Raw genomic sequence first — 15,952 nt, 5'->3', positions numbered from 1 at the left:
GGCCTCAGCCCCGGGCCGGCGCTGCGGCGGCCACCTCCAGCGGCGCCGAGCCGGCGTGCCGCCACGCCCATCGCAGCGTTGCCCGGACGGCGTCACACCAGCCCGGCCGCGCCCGCAGCAACTCAGGGCGCCGGACGTCCAGCATCTCCGCGGCCAAGTACTCGGCCTCAATCAGCTCCTCGTACGCCGTCACCGTCCGGTTCGACACCGGGGAGTAGGCAAGGCGGCGGCCACCGTTGCGAGCGGGAACGACCGCGCCGGCGATCCATCGACAGGTCACCACGACGCCACCGGCGTACCAGTCCGTGACACCCCGCGCGGCCTGCTCCTGGTTGAGCCGCTCGGCGGCCGCCCACACCGCGGCGAACTCCGCCCGGGGCACGCGGAGGTTGCCCACCGGGATGCGCGCGATGTCGTTCTCGGTGACCTCCATGCCGCCGAGGATTGCACGCACCACCGACGGTTTGCGACGTCCAAGCAGGTCACCAGCCCGCCGGATCTGCCCGGTGCCGGTCTGCGCTCAAGGCCGCGCGGGCCGAGGAACTGCCCTGGCGGACCGCCTGCGGCGGGGCCTGGCGGCCCTTGGCTTACCACGGCCGACCTCACGGTCAAGGGCGCTGCGCGTCGCTACGCGACAGCCCTTCGGGCTGCCCTTGACCGCGAGCCTCCACGGCCGTGGTGGGACGCCTTGCGGCGGCGGGGGAACAGCGCCCCGCCACCCCAAGGGGACGGGCCACCAGGCCCTATGCGTTTCGGGAGGCCAGCATGGGCACCAGCACCGCGACAAGCACGACGGTTCGGCGCTTCGTCGACCCTGAAGACCTGATCTGCCCTGGCTGCGGTGACCGGGCGATCGGGGTGCCTCCGGCGTTCTGGCTGGTCCGCGACGGCCTCCCGGTGGCGCAGTTCTCCCACCCGGACCGGACGGCGCTGTGCCGCACCGTCGCCAGCGAGGTGGCCGAGCCGGTGGAGTTGGCCCGGTGACCGCCCAAGGCGTCGAAGCAGCGCCGGGAGTTGACGCGTCCGTGTCAATGGTGGCAGGGGAGAGCGGCGAACCCATCAGTGCGCCGATGGTGGCCGCGCTGGAAGGGGCGTGGGCGGCGATCCGAACCCGCCACCCGGAGGTGCCCCGAGTTGTCGTCGTGCTCGGCGCGGGGTCGATCGGCGGCGTGTTGAAGCTGGGGCACTTCGCAGCGATGCGCTGGAACAACGCCGACCAACGTGACGCTGTGCAGGACAGCGCGACGGCGGGCGGGGCGCGGCTGCCGGAGGTGTTCGTTGGTGGCGAGGGCGTCGCCCGCGGACCGGCCGACGTGCTCGGGACGCTGCTGCACGAGGCCGCCCACGCACTTGCTCACGTCCGTGGGATCAAGGACACCTCCCGGCAGGGGCGCTGGCACAACGCGCGGTTCAAGGCGCTGGCCGAGGAACTCGGGATCGAGGTCGCCAAGGACTCGCGCATCGGCTGGTCCCCGACCACCATCCCTGCCGGGACGCGCGACGCCTATGCCGAGGTGATCGCCGAGTTGGGGCGGGCGCTGTGGCTGCACCGGTCGGTGGAGATCGCCGACGGCGGAAGGACGAAGAAGCCGAGTCCGCCGCCGTGCGTGTGCGAGTGCGGCCGCCGCATCCGGGTCTCCCCGACCGTGCTGGCTGCGGGCGCGATCTCGTGCGGGGTTTGCGGGTCCGACTTCAGGCCCGACTTACCCGACGAGAACCCGAACGGCGAGCGCGGCGAGGAGGAGTGAACTGAGATCCTCCCCGGCCACCCTTGCGGGCGTGGTCGAAGGGCTGGGCGGCTCGGGCTACTCGGTTGGCCGGGGGGGTATGGCACTGCCCGGTGGTAACGCTGTCCGCCTGCCGGGGTGCTGCCCGGGTGGTCGTGCTCGATCAGTCGGCGTACCGGCGGTGCTGGTCCCTGACCCGACGGCGCGACAGCCACGCTGTTCGCCTCATCGATGAGTCAGCCGGAGGTGCGCGGTGCCCACGTCAGGCTGCGGCTACAGAGGTCCGCGTGGACGGTCCCTCCCCGGTGGGTGACGAGTTGGGCGAACACCCGGTAGCCGGTGAGGATCGCGTATTCCCAGTCTTGGGCGGATCGCCGCGACACTTCCAGGTGCGCGGTCATCGCCCGGCAGGCTTTGATGATCTCCATTGGCACGGTGGTGCTTGTGCTGAAATAGGTGTGGTCGCGGGCGGCGGCGAACACGTAGGCGCTGAGGCCTTCCTCGACTGCGATGGCCCGGCCGCCGTCTTGGATGCGGTCGGTGTCGCGGTCGGTACTGCGCTTGACGCGGAGCAGGCTGCGCATGACCGGTGACCAGCCCAACAATGCCATGTGGGCGAGGTGGAACACGTCGTGGTAGCGGTATTCGTCGTCATCGCCGCTGTTGTCGTCGAGGGGGTCCCCGACAGGCTGGGTTCCACGGTGGATGTGCACGACACGCACCGGCGCGGTACCACGGTCGTGTGATAGGGACTCGGTGAAGGTGATATCGAGATTGCGGGGCAGCTGTTCGGCGGGATCGACGTCGTCGTCGAATAGTGGGTGCGGTGGCGGTGTGGCTGGCCGCAGGAAGCGTTCTTGGGTCTTGCGAAGGTTGTCGGTGAGAATCTCCTCGAGGCTGAGGTTGCAGCGCCGAGCCAGCGCAGTGGCATACCAGAACAAGTCGCCGAGTTCTTCCCGCACCTCGTCAGTGAAAGCTCGGTAGCCAGTCCGGTCGCGCTGGATCTTCTTGTACTGAGCGACGAGGCCGCCGACTTCTCCGGCGAGTCCGAGCATGGGTAGCACGAGATCGTCGGGTTCGAGGACATCAGTGTCGGCGACGGCGCGTTCGTAGTCGTTGAAATCCAACGGTTCTTCGCCTATCGATTTTGCGGCTGTGCCGCGGTGGTCTGCACGATACCCGCGTAGGGGACGAACGCGATGAGGTAGGCGACCGGAAGCCAGCAGTAGCCGCCAGCGCCCCAGTACTCGCCCCAGCTGTTGCGGATGAGCAGGTGGCGGCCCTGGCTCGGATGAGTAGCCGCACCCACGCAGACGACAGCGTGGTAATCGCCGGCTGGCGCGCGCAGGTTGGGAAGCGTGACGTAACCGGTGTCGTCGGGGTAAGCGAACTCGTCGGTCACTTCCACTAACAACAACGCGGGCGCGCCTGCGGCGAGGAAGTCTTCGAGTTCGTCCTCGACGCCGTCATGGGCGAGGTGCAGCTGGCGGAGATCCCCTGTGTTCCATGGCGGCGTACCGGCGCCTTCCGGAGGGTCTTCGGTGCCGACGCCGAGCCCGTCGTTGTAGGGCCAGGAAACGAGCGACGGTTGTCCGTCGTCGGTGAGTGCGGCGGCTGCGTGATCGACCACCATGCCGTCCCACCCTGTTTGCCCGCGGGCGGTGCAGTACCGCCAGATCGGCTCGGGCGCGAGCGGCTCCGGTGGTGTACCGCCGCTCTGCGTCCGCGCGGCTTCGTGGCCGACCGACAGTGCCACCGGCACGCACAGAGGGCGCGGTCCTTGATTCACAATCGCCGGGTCGACGAGTCCTCGAAGATCAACGGCGGGCCGGGCGCGGGCAGCTGTGAGTCGGCGCGCTCTCGCGCCGCTGAGGGCCGGCTGCGACGTGGTGGGTTGGTTCACCGCTGTGTCTCGTCCTGCCCGCTCGGGCCATCGTGGGGGCGCTCGTTGAGGAGCGGTTCGCTCTCGTCGTCGAGGTCGATGTCGAGTAGAGCCCGCCGATGTTGGACCATCGGAGGCGCATTCACCGTGGCCTGGATTGTGTAGGTGGCCGCGGGGGGCGTCGCCGGGTCGTAGACCGAGGCGTAGTGGAGCGAATGGCTGAACTGCCCCTCAGTGCCGGCCTGGAGGGCGAGCAGTCGTTGCCCGGTCGCGCCGGCGCCCGGCTTGTTTGGGTCCGGCCCCGCTCGGCCGGTCGGCGCCAGCAGATCGGGAGCGGCTTCGGTGTCGGTCCTGGGGGCCACCAGCGTGTCCGGGTCGACGGCGGCGCCCGCGATGTAGCGGCGCACCGGCGCGGGATCCCGGGTAAGGATCCGTGCCCAGCCAGGCCGGTAGTCGTCCATGACGACCTGCAGCCCACCTGCTGACTGAGTGTCGACCGCGCCCGACTCATCGGGGTTGGCTGCCGGGCCATGGCTCGTGCCAGGGGAGAGGCGTTCGGCCCGGGGCAGCAGCGAGAGTGCGGCCGCGGTGTCGGCTCCTGTCCGTGACGGCGGTAGCGGGTCGGGCGTGCCGATCGGGGCAGATCGCGCGACCGGGTCGAACGCCGGTGGAGCTGGTCGCGCTCGTCGAGTCGACCGCTGCGCGATGGCGGTGTCGTCGAGCCAGCGGTAGCCCGTGGTGCGGTTCTCGGGTAGGGCGACGACGATCTCGTCGTTCACGATGAGATCGACGTGCTCGAGGGTGGCCGGCGGTCCGTTGACGAGCCAGAGGTCGGCCACGCCAACTTGCGGCCGATGTCCGAAGGCGAGTTCTTGCTTGGCCTGCATCCGCGAGACACCCAACAGATCGTCTCGTTGCCCATCGGTCAGCATGTCGACGTTGGCCATTTGGCGTACGGCCGCCTCGTAGCTCACCTGCATGTCGCGCGCCGCGAGGTAGGCGATCGCTGGCGTGACTCGGTCGCTAGTGGCCCGGTGTCGGCTGACGGTCGCGTGCACCAGCGGCGGGGGCATGAGGAAGTAGGAGGCGAACCACTGCGCAACGCGTTCGCGCTCGGCCGCACCCGTGTTCAGGATGTCGGTCTCCGTGTCGAAAGCAGTCCAGTTGTAATCCAAGGCCCAGTGACCGATCTCGTGGGCCGCCGTGTATCGCTGGATCGCCGGTTCCCGTTGAGTTGTGATCATGACACCGCCGCTGCCCTGTGGGATGACAGCACCGAGCAGATGGTGGAGCGGCTGGAACACCAGCCACATTCCCAGGCTTGGTATTGCGCCGAACACGTCCACCGGGCGTTCTTGGTCGATGTCGAGATCGTCCAGGAGTTCGGCGGCCGCCTGGATGGCGCGTCGGCGCCTGGCGATAAACGAGGACGGGTGCATCAGTTCTCCGTCAGGTCCGGCGGCGGCGTCCCGAATGGTGGGGGTGCCGTGCGGCGCCGGCCGGTCGTCGGGGGCGGTCCGGCGGCTGCCAGAAACTGGGCAAATCGCAGTACCTGCGCCTTATCGTCGTCGGACAGATCCTGGGTGGCGCGGTAGAGTGCTGTGTCCACCGCGGCCGCGTCATCTTCCTCGCCAAGCAGCCACTGCACGTTACGCCTGTAGAGCCGGGCCAATCGTCGTAGCTCCACCGCCGTGACATTGCGCTTGCCGCTCTCCATGGCGATGACACTGGTGCGGGGAATGCCCAACGCTCCGGCCACGTCGTCCTGGGTTAGTCCGAGTGTCTCGCGGGCGGCGCGCAGTCTCTGGCCGACCGCCGTGCGTTCCGACGGCGTGTGATCGGAACGACTCTCGTCACCGTCCGGGCCGTTGTGCCGCCTGGGTGAACGCTTGTCACCGGTGTCCATCGGGTGCACTTCCTAGTCCAATAACGAATGCCAAGGCCCAGCGGTCTTCGTGGGTGAGCGACAACGACCAGGTGTCCAGGCCCAGGTGCCGGGCGCGCAGTTGCGCGTTGCCCCGCAACACGAGGACCGGTCGATCACCTTCCACGGCTTCCACCTCGACCTCGAGTGGGCTGATCTGCCCTACGCCCTGGCCAAGCGCCTTCATCGTTGCCTCCTTCGCCGCCCACCGCGCCGCCAGCCGATCCGGCCGGCCCGCGCAGTACAGCCGCTCGGCGGGGGTCCAGGAGCTGTCGAGGAACTCGTCGCCGGTGAGTTCCACCATCCGGGCGAGTTGCTCGACGTCGACCATGTCGACTCCTGTCTGCAACAACATCCCACTCATCCGACGCACTCTTGCCGTTGCGCCGATCGGATCAGCGCATCGATGCCGCGTCGGCCACCAAAAGTGGACTCCTCCGCGTCCGCCAGCGTCGCCGCCACGACGAGCTCGCCGACCGCAAACCCGGTCTGCTGGGCCAGGAACGCGAGCAGGCGGGCCAGGCCGACCAAGTTCCCGTATGCCTTGGTGACCAGGTACTGGTGTCGATAGACCGCGAGCATGCTCAGCCGGCCATCCAACAACGTGAGATCGACGTGGACCAGACACGGAAATCCACGTGGACGACGGTCATCGGCGGCGTACAGCTGCAGTCCCACGTCATCCGGTGCGTCCGCGGTCGCGGCGGCCTCGATGCCTGCCTCGGCCTGCCCGCCGATGGTGATGTCGGCCAGGTTGTACCTCGAGCGGCCAGCTCGGTGCTCCGCACGCAGGGCATCCACCCGCTCGGCCAACTGGTTAATGCCGCCGGCGGTCTTGCCGGGCCAGCTGACCATGCGCCCAAAGTAGGTACCCCGCGAGTTCGCCTGGACCGTGCGGAGCACCGGCAACATGTCGACGTAAGTCTCGTACAGCTGCGCCGCAGCTGCATCGAGTGCCAACGCCTCCTCGGGGTCGATATCCGGAGCCCACGTCACATCGGGCGCGTTGTAGAGCTCCTGCGGGAAAATGGTGTTGGCGACCGTGTCGACGGTCTGGATGTGCACCCCTTGCCGTTTGCCGGGGATCAGGATGGCATCGATGGCGCCACGTACTTCCGGATCCTCGGGCGCTGTGGGGTCGCAGACCGTGGTCAGGACGTTGGTGCGCCGGCCGCCGCCTTCGTGCACGAGCTGCAGGGTCAGCAGCCATGCGTCGCTGATGTTCTTTGCAGGAGCCACGTAGTCGCTCATGCCGCACCCGCCGCAGCCGGGCGGGCTGTCGCCTGCTTGATCAGCCTGGATACCCCGCCGACGCTGCGAAGGCTCTCGCGGTCGACATCAGACAATCGGACCAGCCTGCGCCCGAAGGCCTTGCCAACGGTCGAGAGCACCCAGACCGCGATCATGCTGCCGATCGCCAGGGTGCCGTCTGTGTGTGCGTCGCCGGCAGCGACTTCAGCCATGGGGCGCTGCTTGAGACAGGCGAGCATCTCCAGTACCTGCTCCCGGATCTCGGCTTCGCTCATCGCGCAGACCGTCGCCGGGTCGAGCTGGATTGAGGCCGGACCGGGGTGAAGACCCCCGGCACCCTGGTCATCGTCCGGCGGAGACAGCTCCTGCCGTCCGAGCGTCGTCGTGGTCGTCCTGGTTGTCGCGGGGAAGAACAGCGGGCCGCTGCCCGCGCCCGCCATGTCCTCGTTCACGACGTGAGTGTCGGATATTCCGACATCACGTGTCAAGGGCCAGCCGTGGACCACCGGTGGCTTGGCTCAGGCCTCTTCGACGAGCAAACCGCGTGCGATCAGGTGCGCTGTGATGAAGTCCGCTGTGGCGTCGGGGGTACCGATGGGCACCTCGACCGTCAGCATTGGGTGCTGTGCGGCCAAGCGGGTGTAGCCGTCGTGGACTGCGTCGCGGTTGAGTTCGTCGAGCTGGTACGGGGTCAGGAACAGGAAGACCACATCGGCCCGGTGCTGGAGCCACACCGAGTCGATCATTCCGAAGAACGCCGACTCCTCAACGCCCTGACCAGCGAGATGAGCGCCGTACCAGCCGTAGGCCACGGTCGACCACCACCACCGGTCGAGCACCACGCCGCTGTCAGCGGCTGCCTCGCTCAGTGCTTTGGCGTTCTCAGCGTGGCAGGCCAGGTGCAGCAGCTGCCGGGCCAGGGGCGAGGAGATCGGTTCGGTCTCGGTCAATCGGTAGATCGACTGCGTCAGGCGTGCCACCCCTGACGGCATGTGGATGAACATCGGCGCCGGTTCGAGCCACGGGAGTCGCTGCAGCCGGCGCATCTGCGTGGATTTCCCGCTGCGGTCCAGACCTTCGAGCACCACCATCGATCCTGGTGCCAGCCGCATCCGCGAACGCTCCGCCATCACACGTGCCATCCTCGCCCGCTCGGCCTGCGGTTGCGACCGGTCAGCTGTTCAGTTCAGGCCCCACTTGGGTGGGAACCAGTCGGTGACCGGCTCGGGTACGGGTGCGAACAGCTGCTTTATGCGGCTACGGCCGCTGTGGCCCGCGATATCAGGGTGCGCGACGCGGGCGTATTTGTCCACCTCGCAGAACAGGTTCTGACAGTCGACCAGCTGCAGCGGTCGGCCTCGTAGGCCGGAGAACGCCAGGCCGAGCCTGTCGAAGTGGTTGTCTTGGTTCTCGGCCATGTAGCGAATGATCTCGGGTTCGATGCCGTCGGCAGCTGGGCCGAAGCACTTGCGGATGCCGTCCCGCGCACCCGGACCGGGAACCACAAACTCCATCTCATCAAACGCGAGCACCGCCGAGTAGTTCAGGTCGATTGCGAACTGGTAGGCCAGGAAGTCGCCCATTGCCGGATAGGAGGCCAGGGTCCTAAACAGCTCCTGCAGCGACCCCCCTCCGGCTGCCTGTTCCGGCAGGCCGGTGGTCATCATCAGCTCGAGCAACCGCAAATGATTCGTGTGCTTGCGCTCGGCGCCTAGCCGCGGTGGAGGCACCACGTACGCCGGTGAGTACAGCTTTGTGCCGGCGGCGAACGCTGCAGTCAGCACCTCGTCGTAGGCAGCCAGGTCGAAGCGCGCCCAGCTGATCTCCCCGATTGCTGCTTCCAGTAGCCGCCAGGTGGACACCCGATTGAACATCTTGAACAGCAGCGTCCGGAACACAACCTCTTCCAGCCGCTGCGAACCGCCGTAGGAAACCTGCTGGATGAGGAACTGGCTGACTCGATCCGCGGCCCGGAAGCAGTTGGTGAACCGGTGCCGCAGCAACACTGGATCGGTAGTCCACGGTCCCGGCCGGCCTGACAACCGTGCCTCGTAGATAGCCTGCCGCTCAGCCGCGAACAGCCAATACGTGTCGAACACCGGCGTCGGTTCCAATGTCCGCCCAGCCACCTGGAGTGTCCGTGCCGGCATCGACGTATGACCGGGCCTCAGCCTGAGGGTGCCCACCGGTAGCGCCAGATCTAGCTCGCCCTGCTGCGCGACCGCCGCCATTGCCGCCGCCATGGCAGTCACCTCTCCGTAGTTACATGAACTATGTAACGCGCTACATTGTACCAGTGACTGAAGGTTGGCGGGAGGCGGTGCGGGAACGATCATCAGCGGTCTTCAGTAACCGCTACTTCGTCGAGGTCGTCGCAGGCATCGCCGACCAGCCTCCGACTACGCGTGATCGACTCACGGTGCGGATGCTCGCTAGACACACTGGGCTGACAGACAGTTTGGTCAAGCTCGTTGTTAGGCGTCTGGTCGATGCTGAGCTGCTGCAGTCGCAGCCGCCGGATCGGCCCCGCGGCCCGCGGTACCACCTAGTTCAGCGTGCCGGTGGCCGGTGGGACGCCCTCGTCGAGTTGTGCGAGCGACTTACACACGAGACATAGGCGGGCGAGGCGCTACGCCCCCGGTCTCTGACCGGGGAGCAACCGCATCGAAAGACGGGGAGCAACCCCGTCACCGGTCGCGCCGGCCCTCCTCACGAAGACCGCTGTCACTGCCTAAGATTGGCTCAGGCGGATCGTCGGCCGGTAGGTCGGACCTTGCCCATGACACGAGTGGTGACACGAAGTGTGGTGAACAGGTGCGTTATGAGCCGGCCATGGTGACGGGCAGCGGCACCGTTGTTGCTGGTAGTGGCCCTTGTCATCGTCGTCGGCCAGCTTTGCAAGGCGGGGGTTAGGGGTTCGATTCCCCTCGTCTCCACTCTCAGGCGTCGCCTGCTCGCGGAGTGCGCTCGCCTCGTCGAGTGTCGGGTTTCCTCTGGGGGCCGAGCCCCCAGACCCCCAGCCGGGGGCTCCGCCCCCGGACCCCCATCGTTGTGGGTTCGTTGGCATCCCATCTGATGGGCCTGTCGCTTCTGATGGTGCGGATCTCCATCGAACTCTGGAGCGAGCGGCGCTTTCGCTCGCGTCTAGCGACCGAGGGTGCCGTTCGCTCCGCTGGGGACGCTCCTAGGACCAGGTGAGCGGGTCTAGGTGGTGGTAGAAGCGCAGTCGGTCGGGGTCGATGCGGTCCGGGCCGTACACGTCGGCCAGCAACTGGTTCGCTCGGGCCTCGTCATCGCCTTGCCAGGTCTCCCGCGCGTTGGCCTGGACCAGGGACAGGTCGGCGTGCCGGTCCGCGGTGCCCAGCCGGCCGAGGTCGATCAGGCCGGTGCAGGCGAGCGTGTCGGGGTCGACCATGAAGTTCGGCAGGCACGCATCGCCGTGGCAGACCACCAGGTCCACGCGCTCCTGCTCCAGACGCTCGTCCAGCTGCGCGCACAGCTCGGCCAGCAGCTCGGGGTGGGGGCGGCCCCGCTGGTCCTCGGCGAGGAAGTCGGGGACGACGGCGTCGCGGCGCACCACGTCCTGCGCGATCCGGTACATCGTGGCCAGCGTCCGCTCGAACGGGCAGTCCGCCGGCGGCAGCTCATGCAGCCGGCGGAGCATACCGACCAGGCCCGGCCAGGCCCGCAGCAGCGCGCCCGAGCCGAGCTCGCTCGCCGGCACGCCCTGGACAGCGGTCATCACCAATCCGGCGCCGGCCTCCGACGTCGACCAGTCCACGACGGACGGGCCCGGGATGCCGGTGCCGGCGAGCCACTCGATGCGTCGGCACTCCTCGCGCAGCTCGTCGACGTCCGGCAGCGCCACGCACTTCGCGACGAGCGCTCCGTCGTCGCTGCGGAACACCTGCGCGCGGGACTCGCCGGTCGGGACGGGATTCCACTCGGGCACCCCGTCACCCTCCCGGACGGTCAGTGGCTGCGCAGCACCTCCGGCGCACGCCTCACACGGGCACCCGCTCGAGCAGGCCGGCGAGCGTGGCCGTGGGAGTGATGACGTCCGGGTCGGTCCGGACGGCCACCACCGCCGGCCTGCGGCCGGTGACGGCGCGGTGGAGCGCCTCGTCCAGCTCGCCCGCCTCGGTCACGCCGTACGCGGTGGCGCCCAGTCCTTCGGCCCACCGCACGAGGTCGACCGCGCCGATGTCGACGCCGGACGTCCGGCCCAGGTCACGGGCCTGGTGCATCGCGATCGTCCCGTACATCCCGTTCTGCAGCACGAGGACGACCAGGGGTGCGCCGAGGCGCACCGCCGTCTCGATCTCCTGGCCGGTCATGAGGACGCCACCGTCGCCGACCACCGCTACGGCGGTGCGCTCCGGTGCCGCGACCGCGGCCGCGACCGCCGCGGGTACGGCGTAGCCCATCGCGCCGTTCACGGGGGCGAGCTGGGTGGTGGTGGCCGGGAAGCGCCAGTAGCGGTGCAGGAACGCGGCGAAGTTGCCGGCGTCGTTGGTCACGATGCCGTCCGGCGGAAGGTGCCGGTGCAGGGAGGCGATCACCGCGGCGGGGTGCACGCCCCCGTCGGCGACCGCGGCCGGCGGCGTCGACCAGGCGTCGACGGCCCCGTGCGCCTGCGCCCAGTCGACGGTGCGGGCCGGGCCGTCGTGCCGCGCGAGCGCCGCCAACACGTCGGCGGGGTCGGCGTCGATCCCGCCGTGGCCGTAGCGCCCGATCGGGACGACCTCGGTTCCCGTCGCGGGAAGCCGGTAGCGCTGGGTGGTGACCTCGTCGAGACGTGTCCCGATGACGAGAAGCAGGTCGGCGCCCGTCACGGCGTCGACGGTCGCGTCGGGGGTGGCCAACGCGAGGTGGCCGAGGAAGTTCGGGTGGTCCACCGGGAAGGCGTCCTGCCGGCGGAACGACGTGCACACGCCGATCCCGAAGCGCTCGGCCACGGCGACGAGCAGGTCGCGGGCCGCGCGGGCGCCCTCGCCGGCGATGGCGACCGGCCGGCGGGCGCCGAGCAGGCGTCCCGCGAGCCCTTCCACCGCGGCCTCGTCCAGCGTGGGCCGCTGCGTCGTGGGCGGCGCGACGGTGCTGCGGAACTCGGCGTCCACGAAGTCGCTGGGCAGAGCGATCGCCACCGGGCCCGGCCGGTCCGAGGTCGCGATCCGCCAGCCCTCGGCGACGAGCCCCGGCACGTCCTCGGCGCGCTCGGCCGTGACGGCCCACTTGGTGATCGGGCCGTAGAACGCGGTGAGGTCGACCTCCTGGAACGCCTCGCGCCCGCGCAGCTGCGAGTCCACCTGACCGAGCAGCACGACCATGGGCGTCGAGTCCTGGCGGGCGGTGTGCACGCCGATCGCGAGGTTCGACGAGCCGGGCCCGCGGCTCGCCATGGCCACCGCCGGGACGCCCGTGAGCCGTGCGTCGGCATCGGCCATGAACGCCGCACCGGATTCGTGTCGCACCGACACCAACTGGAGCCCGGGATGGCGGTCGACCTGGTCGATCAGGCTCAGGAACGACTCCCCGGGCACGGTGTAGCAGCGGCGGGCGCCTGCCTCGGCGAGCAGGTCCGCCACGGCGGCGGCGACGGTGGTCACACCAGGATCCCTTCGATCACGAGAACAGCTCACCCACAGCTTCGCTGATGCCCTGCACGGCGGCGATCGCGACGAACACCACGACGAGCCCGAGCCCGATGTTCTCCTTCCAGCTGTTGCGGTACTCGCCCATGATGTCCGCGCGGTTGAGCATCACGATGAGGGCGATCACGATCAGCAGCAGGAACGGTGACGTCAGCACGTGGGACACCACGACGAGGGCCACGAAGCCGGGCGCGTCCGGCAGGGACCAGACGACGGCGATCAGGCCCCAGACGATCGTCCACCGGTAGACGGGGTCGGCGGTGCGGCTTCCCGAGAAACGCTCCCCGCGGCCCGGCCGCACCACGTGCAGCGCCTCGACCACCATCTTGGCCAGGGCGAACAGGGAGCCGGCGACGGTGGTCCACGCGGCGCCGAGCAGGCCGAGGTAGAAGATGTAGGGGCCGGCCGGGCCGACGGCGGTGCCGAGTGCGTCGGCGATGTCGCCCGCCTCGCTCACACCCTGCTTCCCGTAGAGGACCTCGGCGCCGATCGCCCAGACGGCGACCGCGAGGAACAGCACCACGACCGTGCCGAAGAGCAGGTCGTACTGCTGCACGCGGCGGTGGCCGGGTGTGGTCCAGCCCTTCTCGCGCAGGAACTCGGGGTAGAAGAGGTTGGCCATCGAGCCGAGGGTGGCGAGCACGAGGCTGGAGGCGACGAGACCGGAGTCGAAGAGCCCCTGCTGCGGCGGCAGCTCGAACGCGAAGCCCTGGACCAGGTGGCCCCAGTTGATCCCGACGAGCACGATGCCGACGACGAACGTCAGCACCATGACCGCGAGGATCACCTTGAAGATGCGCTCGATCAGCCGGTAGGCACCCTTGAGCGTGACCGCGAAGACCGACAGCGCCCCGATCACCGCCCACCAGAACGTGGGCAGGCCGCCGAACAGCCCTTCCAGCGAGACACCGACCCCGCTCAGCGTGAACGCCAGCAGGATGTGCGTGTAGAGCACGAACGAGACGAGCATCAGCCAGCCGAAGGCGGGGTGTGTCCTGGCGATGCCGCGCACGATGCTCGGGTCCCGCTGCACGTTGTAGAGCGGGTACTTGCCCAGGGCGTTGACGAACACGAAGCGGAACACCAGGGAGAGCGGGAGCACCCACAGCAGCGCGTAGCCGTAGTTGCCGCCCGCCACCGAGTTGTCGATCAGGTCTCCGGTGCCGACCCAGCTCAGGGCCACCACGATCCCGGGGCCGAACGAGCGCACGTAGGCCAGGAAGTTGTTCGCCGGAGGTGCGACCGCTGCCGGCTGGTCGGTCATCGTGGTCCCCTCATCGTCGAGGAACGGGCATGTTGGTGTACTGGTATACCATCAGCGTCACCCGATGAGGAGGGTCATGACGGACACCGTCGACGCCGGCACCCTCGCCGCGCTGCGCACCGTGAGCACCGCGACGGTCACCACGCAGCTCATGGCGCGCGGCCTGCGCAACACGTTCCTGCACGGGCTCGTGCCGCTGAACCCCTCGCAGACGCGCATGGTCGGGGAGGCGTTCACCCTGCGCTGCATCCCGTCGCGCGAGGACGTGGACACCCTGTCGGTCTTCCAGGACTACGACCACCCGCAGCGCAAGGCCGTCGAGTCGGTGCCGCCCGGAGCGGTGCTCGTCGTCGACGCCCGGCGTCGGACGCGGGCGGGGTCACTCGGCCACATCCTCGCCACCCGGCTGCTGCGGCGAGGCGTCGCCGGGTTCGTCAGCGACGGGTCGGTGCGCGACAGCGAGGGGTTCGCCGAGCTGGCGCTCCCGACCTTCGCCGCCGGCGCGGCCGCCACCACGAACCTCGCCCAGCACCACGCCGTCGACCTCCAGGTGCCGATCGGCTGCGCCGAGGTGCCGGTCTACCCGGGCGACATCATGGTCGGCGACCGCGATGGCGTCGTCTGCGTGCCGCGGCACCTGGCGGCCGAGGTGGCCGCGGCGGCCGTCGAGCAGGAGCGCCTGGAGGCCTTCGTGCTGGAGAAGATCGAGTCCGGCGCGCCGCTGCGCGGGACGTACCCGCCGGACGAGGCGACGCTCGCCGAGTACCGCAACCAGAGTTCGTGATCGCACCAACCCCGTCCCGCTGGCCCGGGCGTCTGGGCAGCGCAGAAGAGGCCGGCGGGACCACCGCAGGTCGAGTGGCCGCCAGCAGCGACGGGCTCGTCGGGACTGGCGTGCCAGTGTGTCGGGGACGGCCGCCCCAGTGACCCCGGGGGACGGTAGTGGCGCCAACCCGACCACCCCGCCGGGGCGAGATCGGGGTCCCGGGCAGGAGTGGCCGCGCCCGGGACCGGCTCGACGGGGTGGGGCGATCGGGCTACGCGCCGGGTACGGCGCGCCCACCGGCAGCCGATCCCGCGACGAGACAGACCCGACCGCCAGGCGCCGGTCACATTCATGATCCGCAGTATCGGTCGGCCATAGCTGCGGCCACAGCCATGAACAACCGATATCCGTGATCTTCCCCGCCAAGATCCGAAGTATCGGGCGTCCATGGTCGTGGCGACAGCCATGGACAACCGAAACTTCGGATCATGTCCGCGCATCGACGGGCATCGGCCCTCCGCCGCCGTGTGTGCAGGCCCCGTCCAGCCGTTCAGGTCCGCTCGGATGAGCTGCCGCGCAGCCGGGCCGACAACCCGACACCAACTCGGCGACCGAACCCGCCACTTCCGCCGCCGACCAGCAACATGATCACGACCTGCCGCTGCAGGACCAGGCGCCCACCGCCCGCGTCCGCTCGTCCCGCAGCCGGGTGATCGAACGCTGGATGTGGCCGCGCATCAGCGCCTCGGCGTCGGCCGCCCGGCCTTCCTGCACCGCGGCGAGGATCTCGTGGTGCTCCTCGTACTCGGCCCGCCAGGTGGGCCACTGCTCCCACAGCAGGCTCACGGTGCCGAGCGCGGTGAGGTCCTGCAGGTCGTCGAGCGAGCGGACCACGAGCTCGTTCGCGCAGGTCGAGTAGATGATGCGGTGGAAGCGCCGGTTGGCGAGGCTCAGCCCGGGGTGGTCGTCGGCGTCGACGAACCGGGCCGCGTCCTCGAGCGCCTTGCGGGCCTCGGCCACGTCGGACGAGCCCGTCGCGGCCACCTGGCTCGCGGCCCACGGCTCCACCAGCAGCCGCATCTCGTAGACGTGCTGCACGTCCTCCGGGCGCAGGCGCCGCACCGCCACGCCGCGGTTGCGGGTGGGCGTGAGCAGGCCGGAAGAGGTCAGTGCGATCAGCGCCTCGCGCACGGGGGTCTTGGAGACGCCGAGGAGATCGGCGAGCCGGCGCTCGACGAGCAGCTCGTCCGGTCGCAGCCGCCCGGAGATGATCGCCGACTTGATCGATGCGGCCACCAGGTCCGACCGCGTGGTCGAGCGGCCCAGCGGCGGCAGGACCGCCGCCTCGTCGTGCCCCATCGCTTTGGTATACCACGCTTGCCGGTGGGCGATTGCGGACTACTGTCTCGAACCGTGCAGCTCGGCATGACACTCCCCACGACCGGCCCGACGGTCACCGCCGCCGGAGCGTCGACCTGACACGT

At 69.5% G+C, this 15,952-nt stretch carries 17 protein-coding genes; 3 read left to right on the top strand and 14 right to left on the bottom strand.

Annotated features, from left to right (window positions below):
• Positions 1–4 precede the first annotated feature (4 nt).
• Entirely contained in the window at positions 5–433 is a 429-nt protein-coding gene (locus ACU436_RS24755; protein ID WP_459029185.1) for a hypothetical protein, read from the bottom strand.
• A 332-nt stretch (positions 434–765) separates the two neighbouring features.
• Between ACU436_RS24755 and ACU436_RS24750 the strand changes: the two genes are divergently transcribed.
• Positions 766–984 (top strand): hypothetical protein, encoded by a 219-nt coding sequence (locus tag ACU436_RS24750; protein WP_459029183.1) that lies wholly within the window; start codon positions 766–768, stop codon positions 982–984.
• Between the two features lie 158 nt (positions 985–1,142).
• Entirely contained in the window at positions 1,143–1,748 is a 606-nt protein-coding gene (locus ACU436_RS24745; protein ID WP_459029181.1) for a hypothetical protein, read from the top strand.
• A gap of 215 nt (positions 1,749–1,963) precedes the next feature.
• Here the strand turns inward: ACU436_RS24745 and ACU436_RS24740 are convergent, their stop codons facing one another.
• From ACU436_RS24740 to ACU436_RS24685, 12 genes are all read right to left on the bottom strand, one after another.
• Positions 1,964–2,854 (bottom strand): hypothetical protein, encoded by an 891-nt coding sequence (locus tag ACU436_RS24740; RefSeq protein ID WP_459029179.1) that lies wholly within the window; start codon positions 2,852–2,854, stop codon positions 1,964–1,966.
• 11 nt (positions 2,855–2,865) lie between these two features.
• On the bottom strand, positions 2,866–3,489 hold the full coding sequence (locus ACU436_RS24735) for a C1 family peptidase (RefSeq protein WP_459029177.1): 624 nt from the start codon (positions 3,487–3,489) through the stop codon (positions 2,866–2,868).
• Between the two features lie 137 nt (positions 3,490–3,626).
• Positions 3,627–5,048: an ImmA/IrrE family metallo-endopeptidase gene (locus ACU436_RS24730; protein ID WP_459029175.1), complete on the bottom strand. Its 1,422-nt coding sequence runs from the start codon at positions 5,046–5,048 to the stop codon at positions 3,627–3,629.
• Entirely contained in the window at positions 5,048–5,515 is a 468-nt protein-coding gene (locus tag ACU436_RS24725; RefSeq protein ID WP_459029173.1) for a helix-turn-helix domain-containing protein, read from the bottom strand. The genes ACU436_RS24730 and ACU436_RS24725 overlap by 1 nt, the downstream gene beginning before the upstream one ends.
• Complete coding sequence (locus tag ACU436_RS24720) at positions 5,502–5,888, bottom strand: holo-ACP synthase (protein ID WP_459029631.1); 387 nt, start codon at positions 5,886–5,888, stop codon at positions 5,502–5,504. Before ACU436_RS24720 ends, ACU436_RS24725 begins: the two co-directional genes overlap by 14 nt.
• 5 nt (positions 5,889–5,893) lie before the next feature.
• On the bottom strand, positions 5,894–6,784 hold the full coding sequence (locus tag ACU436_RS24715; protein WP_459029172.1) for a hypothetical protein: 891 nt from the start codon (positions 6,782–6,784) through the stop codon (positions 5,894–5,896).
• Complete coding sequence (locus tag ACU436_RS24710; RefSeq protein ID WP_459029170.1) at positions 6,781–7,236, bottom strand: hypothetical protein; 456 nt, start codon at positions 7,234–7,236, stop codon at positions 6,781–6,783. The genes ACU436_RS24715 and ACU436_RS24710 overlap by 4 nt, the downstream gene beginning before the upstream one ends.
• A gap of 66 nt (positions 7,237–7,302) precedes the next feature.
• Positions 7,303–7,914, bottom strand: coding sequence for a dTMP kinase (locus ACU436_RS24705; protein ID WP_459029168.1), 612 nt, complete (start codon positions 7,912–7,914; stop codon positions 7,303–7,305).
• Between the two features lie 51 nt (positions 7,915–7,965).
• Positions 7,966–9,027 carry a nucleotide kinase domain-containing protein gene (locus tag ACU436_RS24700; RefSeq protein WP_459029166.1) on the bottom strand — a complete coding sequence of 354 codons (1,062 nt, stop codon included), beginning with the start codon at positions 9,025–9,027 and terminating at the stop codon, positions 7,966–7,968.
• Between the two features lie 941 nt (positions 9,028–9,968).
• Positions 9,969–10,760: a phosphotransferase gene (locus ACU436_RS24695; RefSeq protein ID WP_459029630.1), complete on the bottom strand. Its 792-nt coding sequence runs from the start codon at positions 10,758–10,760 to the stop codon at positions 9,969–9,971.
• A 28-nt stretch (positions 10,761–10,788) separates the two neighbouring features.
• Complete coding sequence (locus ACU436_RS24690; RefSeq protein WP_459029165.1) at positions 10,789–12,393, bottom strand: thiamine pyrophosphate-dependent enzyme; 1,605 nt, start codon at positions 12,391–12,393, stop codon at positions 10,789–10,791.
• A gap of 16 nt (positions 12,394–12,409) precedes the next feature.
• A complete protein-coding gene (locus ACU436_RS24685) occupies positions 12,410–13,702 on the bottom strand; it encodes an Nramp family divalent metal transporter (protein WP_459029163.1) in 1,293 nt (430 codons plus the stop codon).
• Between the two features lie 76 nt (positions 13,703–13,778).
• On the opposite strand from ACU436_RS24685, the gene ACU436_RS24680 reads away from it, so the two are divergent.
• Positions 13,779–14,486 carry a ribonuclease activity regulator RraA gene (locus tag ACU436_RS24680; protein ID WP_459029161.1) on the top strand — a complete coding sequence of 236 codons (708 nt, stop codon included), beginning with the start codon at positions 13,779–13,781 and terminating at the stop codon, positions 14,484–14,486.
• A gap of 630 nt (positions 14,487–15,116) precedes the next feature.
• Here the strand turns inward: ACU436_RS24680 and ACU436_RS24675 are convergent.
• Positions 15,117–15,827, bottom strand: coding sequence for a GntR family transcriptional regulator (locus ACU436_RS24675; RefSeq protein ID WP_459029159.1), 711 nt, complete (start codon positions 15,825–15,827; stop codon positions 15,117–15,119).
• Positions 15,828–15,952 lie beyond the last annotated feature (125 nt).

The organism is Pseudonocardia wallangbongensis (genome assembly GCF_054486945.1).
This window is presented reverse-complemented; position numbering and strand designations above follow the sequence as displayed.

Coding starts and splice junctions, on each gene's coding strand:
- ACU436_RS24755 (WP_459029185.1), bottom strand. CDS start 433: ATGGAGGTCACCGAGAACGACATCGCGCGCATCCCGGTGGGCAACCTC.
- ACU436_RS24750 (WP_459029183.1), top strand. CDS start 766: ATGGGCACCAGCACCGCGACAAGCACGACGGTTCGGCGCTTCGTCGAC.
- ACU436_RS24730 (WP_459029175.1), bottom strand. CDS start 5,048: ATGCACCCGTCCTCGTTTATCGCCAGGCGCCGACGCGCCATCCAGGCG.
- ACU436_RS24725 (WP_459029173.1), bottom strand. CDS start 5,515: ATGGACACCGGTGACAAGCGTTCACCCAGGCGGCACAACGGCCCGGAC.
- ACU436_RS24720 (WP_459029631.1), bottom strand. CDS start 5,888: ATGTTGTTGCAGACAGGAGTCGACATGGTCGACGTCGAGCAACTCGCC.
- ACU436_RS24715 (WP_459029172.1), bottom strand. CDS start 6,784: ATGAGCGACTACGTGGCTCCTGCAAAGAACATCAGCGACGCATGGCTG.
- ACU436_RS24705 (WP_459029168.1), bottom strand. CDS start 7,914: ATGGCGGAGCGTTCGCGGATGCGGCTGGCACCAGGATCGATGGTGGTG.
- ACU436_RS24700 (WP_459029166.1), bottom strand. CDS start 9,027: ATGGCGGCGGCAATGGCGGCGGTCGCGCAGCAGGGCGAGCTAGATCTG.
- ACU436_RS24685 (WP_459029163.1), bottom strand. CDS start 13,702: ATGACCGACCAGCCGGCAGCGGTCGCACCTCCGGCGAACAACTTCCTG.
- ACU436_RS24680 (WP_459029161.1), top strand. CDS start 13,779: ATGACGGACACCGTCGACGCCGGCACCCTCGCCGCGCTGCGCACCGTG.
- ACU436_RS24675 (WP_459029159.1), bottom strand. CDS start 15,827: ATGGGGCACGACGAGGCGGCGGTCCTGCCGCCGCTGGGCCGCTCGACC.